At 74.8% G+C, this 7,179-nt stretch carries 5 protein-coding genes and 2 pseudogenes; all 7 read left to right on the plus strand.

What is annotated here, in order from left to right:
* Positions 1-630: pseudogene (locus E0D90_RS26745) on the plus strand (PAS sensor protein); the annotation flags it as partial.
* A gap of 10 nt (positions 631-640) precedes the next feature.
* On the plus strand, positions 641-1,474 hold the full coding sequence (locus E0D90_RS21520; protein ID WP_103500223.1) for a M55 family metallopeptidase: 834 nt from the start codon (positions 641-643) through the stop codon (positions 1,472-1,474).
* 159 nt (positions 1,475-1,633) lie between these two features.
* On the plus strand, positions 1,634-3,022 hold the full coding sequence (locus E0D90_RS21525) for a M20/M25/M40 family metallo-hydrolase (protein WP_438827432.1): 1,389 nt from the start codon (positions 1,634-1,636) through the stop codon (positions 3,020-3,022).
* A 74-nt stretch (positions 3,023-3,096) separates the two neighbouring features.
* Positions 3,097-5,135, plus strand: a pseudogene (locus E0D90_RS21530) (prolyl oligopeptidase family serine peptidase).
* The gene (locus E0D90_RS21535; protein ID WP_103500222.1) at positions 5,132-6,124 is read left to right on the plus strand and encodes a S66 peptidase family protein; all 993 of its coding nucleotides are present in this window, start codon (positions 5,132-5,134) and stop codon (positions 6,122-6,124) included. Before E0D90_RS21530 ends, E0D90_RS21535 begins: the two are co-directional and overlap by 4 nt.
* A 199-nt stretch (positions 6,125-6,323) precedes the next feature.
* Positions 6,324-6,749, plus strand: a complete 426-nt coding sequence (locus E0D90_RS21540) for a CBS domain-containing protein (protein WP_103500221.1) — start codon at positions 6,324-6,326, stop codon at positions 6,747-6,749.
* Between the two features lie 86 nt (positions 6,750-6,835).
* Entirely contained in the window at positions 6,836-7,093 is a 258-nt protein-coding gene (locus tag E0D90_RS21545; protein WP_130799716.1) for a LapA family protein, read from the plus strand.
* Positions 7,094-7,179: the final 86 nt, after the last annotated feature.

Consider the following 7,179-nt stretch of genomic DNA (forward strand, 5'->3'; position numbering starts at 1 on the left):
CCCCTGATCCCCCAACGCGGCCCCTCGTCCTCCGGCCGGATACCGCTCGCCGTCGTCACCGTCGACGGGCTGGGAGCCGTGACCTCCTGGGGCGGGGGCGCACGCCGGTTGTTCGGCCTCCGGCGCGAGGAGGCGCTCGGCCGGCCCGCCGCCGCGCTGCTCCCGGTCTCCGGCGTGATCGACGCCGTCGGGGACGGCGACGCGGCCGGTGCCGCCTACGCCGCGGCGACCGTCGACCTCGGGCCCGCACCGCCCACCAGCGGCAGATTCTGGGGCGCCTGCGACGGACTCGGCGCCGACGACGTGCTCTGGTGGTCCTGGCCGCTCACCGGCCCCGGGCTGCTGCGGCTGCTGGTGCTCGCGACCGACGGCGCCCGTCTGCACCAGGCGTCCGGCGGAGTCCAGATCTCCGCCGGTTTCGCTCCCCACCACAGCCTGCCCGACGCCGCCGGCCGGGTGGGCTCACTGCTGGAGGCGATGACCGGCCTCGACCCGGCCGAGCGCGACGACATCGTCGCCCAGCTGCTGGAACTGGGTTACCCCATGCTGGAGTCGGCCACCGGCCAGCGGGTCCCGGTGCTGCCCAGGCTCCCCGGTGTCGCCTTCCCGCAGGCGGGCAGCAGGGCGTAGCCTGCGCGCCATGAAGATCCTGATCAGCGCGGACATGGAAGGTGCCACCGGAGTCACCTGGCCGGCCGACTGCCTGCCCGGCACCCCGCAGTGGGAACGCCACCGGGTGATGTTCACCTCCGACGTCAACGCCGCGATCGCCGGGTTCTTCGACGGTGGCGCGGACGAGGTGCTGGTCAACGAGGCACACATGACGATGCGCAACCTGCTGCTGGAACAGCTCGACGACCGCGCCACGATGCTGACCGGCCGCCACAAGGCGCTCTCCATGGTCGAGGGGGTCCAGCACGGCGACGCCGACGGGATCGCCTTCGTCGGCTACCACACCGGCGCCGGGGACGAGGGAGTCCTCGCCCACACCTACCTGGGCAACTCCATCACCGGTGTCTTCGTGGACGGCGTCCGCGCCAGCGAGGGTCTGCTGAACGCGCTGGTCGTCGCCGAGTACGGCACCCCCGTCGTCCTGGTCACCGGCGACGACCGGGCCTGCGCCGACGCCCGGGGCTACGCCCCCGACGCCCGCACCGTGGCCGTCAAGGACTACGTCTCCCGCTACGCCGCCGTCTGCCGTCCCCCCGCCCGGACCGCCGCGGACATCCGCGCGGCCGCCGCGGCGGCCACGGCCCTCGCCGTGCGCCACCCCCCGGCCGGGCCGCGCGACCGCCGGGTGGAGGTCGAGTTCGACGCCGAGCACCTGGCGGGCGCCGCGACCGTCGTCCCCGGCGTGGAACAGACCGGGGAGCGCCGGGTGGCCTACACCGCGCCCGACATGTACGAGGGCATCCGCGCCTTCAAGGCCGTCACCACGCTGGTCTCCGCCGCCGTCGAGGAGTGGTACGGCTGAGCACCCGCGGCACCGCCCGGCGCCCGCCCCCACCTGCGGAATCGGCCGCCGCCACCGGTTGGACCAGTGCCGGTCGCCGATAGGCTTCCTGATGCCGCGCACGCCGCGTAACGTGGCGCGGCATGAAGATCTTCAGCAGCACGCGTGCTGGGGGCCGGCATGACTGACCAGGGCATGTCCGGCCGGACGGAGCAGACCGGGGGAGCACCGGAGGCGATCGACGAGCGGGCGCTCCAGGAGTCGGTGACCTTCACATCCGACCTGATCCGCATCGACACCACCAACCACGGCCGGGGCGACGGCGTGGAACGGGCCGCGGCCGAGTACGTCGCCGAGCGCCTCACCGAGGCCGGCCTGGAACCGACCCTGCTGGAGAAGGCACCGGACCGCACCAACGTCGTCGCCCGCATCCCCGGCACCGACCCCTCCGCGGGCGCGCTGCTGGTCCACGGCCACCTCGACGTGGTGCCCGCCGACGCCGCCGAGTGGAGCGTCCATCCCTTCTCCGGCGAGATCCGCGACGGCGTGGTCTGGGGCCGCGGCGCGGTGGACATGAAGAACGCCGACGCCATGGTCCTCTCCGTCGTGCGTGCCTGGGCCCGCCACGGAGTCCGGCCGCGCCGGGACATCGTGCTCGCCTTCACCGCCGACGAGGAGGACAGCGCCCAGTACGGTTCCGGTTTCCTCGCCGACCAGCACCCCGAGCTGTTCGAGGGCTGCACCGAGGGCATCAGCGAATCCGGCGCCTACACCTTCCATCCCGGCGACGGCAAGAGGATCTACCCGCTGGCGGCGGGGGAGCGCGGCACCGGCTGGCTGCGGCTCACCGCCCGGGGCCGCGCCGGACACGGCTCCAAGGTCAACCACGCCAACGCCGTCAGCCGGCTGGCCGCCGCCGTGACCCGCATCGGCGAGCACCAGTGGCCGGTCCGGCTGACCGCCACCGTCCGGGCCGCGCTGACCGAACTCGCCGCGCTCTACGGACTGCCCGCACCCGCCCTGGACAGCGACGACCCCGACGTCCTCGCGCGCGAGGTCGACGCGCTGCTGGAGGCGCTCGGCCCCGCCGCGTACCTGGTGGCCGCCACCGTCCGCAACAGCTCCAACCCGACCATGCTGGACGCCGGGTACAAGGTGAACGTCATCCCCGGCTGTGCCACCGCGCACATCGACGGCCGCATGGTCCCCGGAGCCGAGGACGAGTTCACCATGACGCTCGACCGGCTCACCGGGCCCGACGTCGACTGGGAGTTCCAGCACCGCGAGATCCCGCTCGAGGCACCCGTCGGCTCACGCACCTACGACGTACTGCGCTCCTCCCTGGAGCACTTCGATCCCGGCGCCCACGTCGTCCCCTACTGCATGTCGGGCGGCACCGACGCCAAGCAGTTCTCCCGACTGGGCATCGTGGGCTACGGGTTCACCCCGCTGAAGCTGCCCGAGGGCTTCGACTACGGCGCCATGTTCCACGGCGTCGACGAGCGGGTACCCGTGGAAGCGCTGCACTTCGGTACCCGGGTGCTGGACCGGGCGCTGCGCGCCCTGTGACCGGCGCGGACGCCGCCCCGCCCGGGACGGCCACGGCCCGGCCGGAGGCGGCGGACGCGGAAGGAGCCGACCAGATGACCGAGCAGCCCGGGCCCGCCCCCTACGGAACGTGGCCCTCGCCGATCGACGCCCGGCTGGTGGCCGCCCACGACGGGCGGCCCGACGCCGTCGGCGCGGTCGGCGAGGAGCTGTGGTGGACCGCCGCCCGTCCCCACGAGGGCGGGCGGCGCGCCCTGATGCGGCTGCGTGCGGACGGCGGCCCGCCCGAACCGGTACTGCCCGCGCCCTGGAACGTCCGCAACCGGGTGCTGGAGTACGGCGGGCTTCCCTGGGCGGGCGTGGCCCGTCCCTCCGGCGGTCCGCTGGCGGTCTTCACCCACTTCGGCGACCAGCGGCTCTACGCCCTCGAACCGGACGCCCCCGACCGGGGAGACCGGGGTCAGCGGGCGGGGGCGGCCTGCGCTTCGCCGACCCGCTGGTGCTGCCGGCGCGCGGCGAGGTCTGGTGTGTGCTGGAGGAGTTCACCGGCGAGGGGCCGACCGATCTGCGGCGGCTGCTCGTCGCGGTACCGCTGGACGGATCGGCGGCCGGAGACCGGTCGGCGCTGCGCGAACTGACCGACGACGCACACCGTTTCGTCACCGGCCCCAAGCTCTCCCCGGACGGCCGGCACGCGGCGTGGATCGCCTGGGACCACCCCCGGATGCCGTGGGAGGGCACCGAGCTGAAGCTGGCCCGGGTCACCGGCCCGGACGACACCGGGGACGAGAACGCGCACCCCGCGACGCTGCGCTCCGCCGTCACCGTGGCCGGCGGGCCGGGGGAGTCGGTGCCGCAGGCCGACTGGGCCGCCGACGGCTCGCTGCTCTTCGCCTCCGACCGCAGCGGATGGTGGAACCTCCACCGCGCCCGGCCGCGTGCCGGGGCGGTGCCCGCGCTCACCGATGCCGAGCCGCTGTGCCCCCGCGAGGAGGAGTTCGCCGACGCGCTCTGGAAGATCGGCATGCGCTGGTTCGCGCCACTGCCCGACGGCCCGGTCGCGGTGGTCCACGGACGCGGCGCCAAGCGGCTCGGGGTCCTGGACCCCGGCACCGGTGAACTGACCGACGCCACCGGCCCCTGGAGCGAGTGGGCGCCGACCCTCGCCGTCCAGGGCACCCGCGTCACCGGGGTTGCCGCCGGGCCCGCCACCTCCTACGAGCTGGTGCAGCTCGACACCGCCACCGGGCACAGCCGCGTCGTGGCCGCCGCCCACACCGACGCGGTGGACCCCGGCCACTACCCCGTCCCCGAACACCGCACCTTCGCCGGACCGGGGGGCCGCGAGGTGCACGCCAACCTCTACCCGCCCTCCTCACCCGGCCGTACCGGGCTCCCGGGCGAACTCCCGCCCTACGTCATCTGGGCGCACGGCGGACCCACCGGCCGCGCCCCGATGGTCCTCGACCTGGAGATCGCCTACTTCACCTCGCGCGGCATCGGCGTCGCCGACGTCAACTACGGCGGCTCCACCGGCTACGGACGGGCCTACCGGGAGCGGCTGCGCGAGAGCTGGGGCGTCGTCGACGTCGAGGACTGCGCGGCGGTCGCCGCCGCACTGGGTGCAGAGGGAGTCGCCGACCCCGGGCGGATCGCGATCCGGGGAGGAAGCGCCGGCGGCTGGACGGCCGCCGCCTCGCTCGCGGCGACCGGACCGGCCGGTGGCCGCTACGCCTGCGGCACCATCACCTACCCCGTCCTGGACCCGGCCTCCTGGGCGGCGGGCACCCACGACTTCGAGTCGCGGTACGTCCACTCGCTGATCGGCCCCCTCGACGAGGTTCCCGGCCGGTACCGTGAGCGCTCGCCGCTGCGCAACGCCGTCCGGATCACCGCCCCGTTCGTGCTGCTCCAGGGGCTGGACGACGTGATCTGCCCGCCCGACCAGAGCGAGCGGCTCCTCGCCGCACTGGCGGGACGGAGCGTTCCGCACGCCTACCTCGCGTTCGCGGGTGAGAGCCACGGCTTCCGCATGGCCGACACCATCACGCGCGCGCTGGAGACCGAACTCGCCCTCTACATCCAGACGTTCGGGCTCAGCCGGGACGACCTCACCGCCTTGGAGCTGCGATGACCCTCCATGTCCCCACCCCCGGCGCCGCCTACGGGACCTCCCACGCCTCGGTCGCGCCCGTGCCGGCGCTGACCCGCCCCGCGCGGCTGCGCCGGGGCGACAAGGTCGCGGTCGTGGCGCCCAGTTCGCCCGTCGAGCGGGAGCAGCTGGAGGCAGGGCTCACCGTCCTGCGCGACGACTGGGGGCTGGAGGTGAGCGTCGGCCCCCACGTGCTGGACGTCCACCCCCGGCTCTCCTACCTGGCCGGTACGGACGAGGACCGCGCCCGTGACCTCCAGGAGGCGTGGTGCGACCCGGACGTGACCGCCGTGATCTGCGCACGCGGCGGCTACGGCGCACAGCGGATCACCTCCCTGCTCGACTGGTCCGCGATGCGTTCCGCCGGCCCGAAGGTCTTCCTCGGCTACAGCGACATCACCGTGCTGCACGAGGCGTTCGCCACCCGGCTGGGACTGGCCACTCTGCACGGGCCGATGCCCGCCACCAACGGGTTCCTCCGCGACAAGGACGCGCTGGAGCAGCTGCGCCGCACCCTCTTCGAACCCGAGTCGGTCACCTCGCTGACCTCGCCGGGAGCGGCGACCCTGGTGCCCGGGCGTGCCCAGGGGATCACCATCGGCGGCTGCGCCAGCCTCCTCGCCGACGATCTCGGAAGCCCCACCGCCCGTCACTCCGCGGCCGGCGGCATCCTGCTGCTGGAGGACATCGGGGAGAAGGCGTACCGGCTGGACCGGTGCCTGAGCCAGCTGCTGAACGCGGGCTGGCTCGACGGCGTGGCCGGGGTCGCCCTCGGCTCCTGGGAGGACAGCGAGCCCTACGAGACGATCCGCGCGGTGGTGCTGGACCGCCTCGGTCCGCTGGGCGTGCCCATCGTGGAGGAGCTGGGCTTCGGGCACGGCCCGAATCCGCTGACGCTGGCGCTCGGCCTGCCCGCGGTCCTCGACGCCGACGCGGCGACCCTGCGGTACAACGCCCCGATGCTGGAGTGACGTCGGTCGCCGCCGCCACGGTGGCGACCGGTCTCCGGAGCGGGGCCGGTCGGTGTCCGCCCGCCCGCGCGGTGGCGGCGGGCGGCGGGCGGCGTTCCCCTGGAAGGGTGCGCCCGTGCCACCCGGCCGCCGGGTGACCGGTGCGCGCGACCCGGGTCGCGCCGCGGCCCGGACGCCCGCCGGACCAAGGAGGCACCAGATGACCACCGCCGCCGACATCATGCACCCGGGCGCCCAGTGGCTGCCCGCCACCGAGACTCTCGACCGCGCCGCGCAGGTGATGCGACGGCTCGATGTCGGGGCGCTGCCCGTCAGCGACAGCAACGACCGGATGTGCGGCATCCTCACCGACCGCGACATCGTCACCAAGTGCGTGGCCGCGGGCCACGACCCGGCACGCGTCACCGCCGGGGAGCTGTGCGAGGGCACACCGCGCTGGATATCGACCGAGGCGGACGTCTCGGACGTGCTGGAGGAGATGGGCGGCCACCGCATCCGCCGGCTGCCGGTCGTCGACACGGACAAGCGGCTGGTCGGGATGATCAGCGAGGCGGATCTGGCCCGGCACCTCTCCGAGGAGGAGATCGCCGGCTTCGTGGAGCGCGTCTACGCAGGCACTCCCTGAGGCGACCTCCCCCGCACCGCGACGGCCGGGCGTGCGTCGCCACGGCTCGGCGTGCGGCGGCGGCCCGGTGGCGCGATCCTGGGGGCATGACATCCGAGACCGCTCCCCGCCACGGCCGTGTCCGGGAGTTCTTCACCCCCGGCCGGGTCGTCTTCCTCGTCGTCGCCGTGCTGACGCTGGTCTTCGTCTTCGAGAACACCGGCCAGACCAAGATCCGGCTGCTCGTTCCCGAGGTCACCATGCCGCTGTGGGTCGCGCTGGCGGCCACGCTGCTCCTCGGTGTGGCCGGCGGGTTCTACCTCGGCCACCGGGGACTGCGCCGGCGCTACCGGCGGGAGGGCTGAAACGGCGACCGGCCCGACCGGCGCCGCCCGCCGCACCCCGTGGCGCCGGCGGGGGGGCGGCGGGGCCGGGGGCGCGAGGGGGGGGG

It is taken from the genome of Streptomyces otsuchiensis, from assembly GCF_004305975.1.
Classification (GTDB): Bacteria; Actinomycetota; Actinomycetes; order Streptomycetales; family Streptomycetaceae; genus Streptomyces; species Streptomyces otsuchiensis.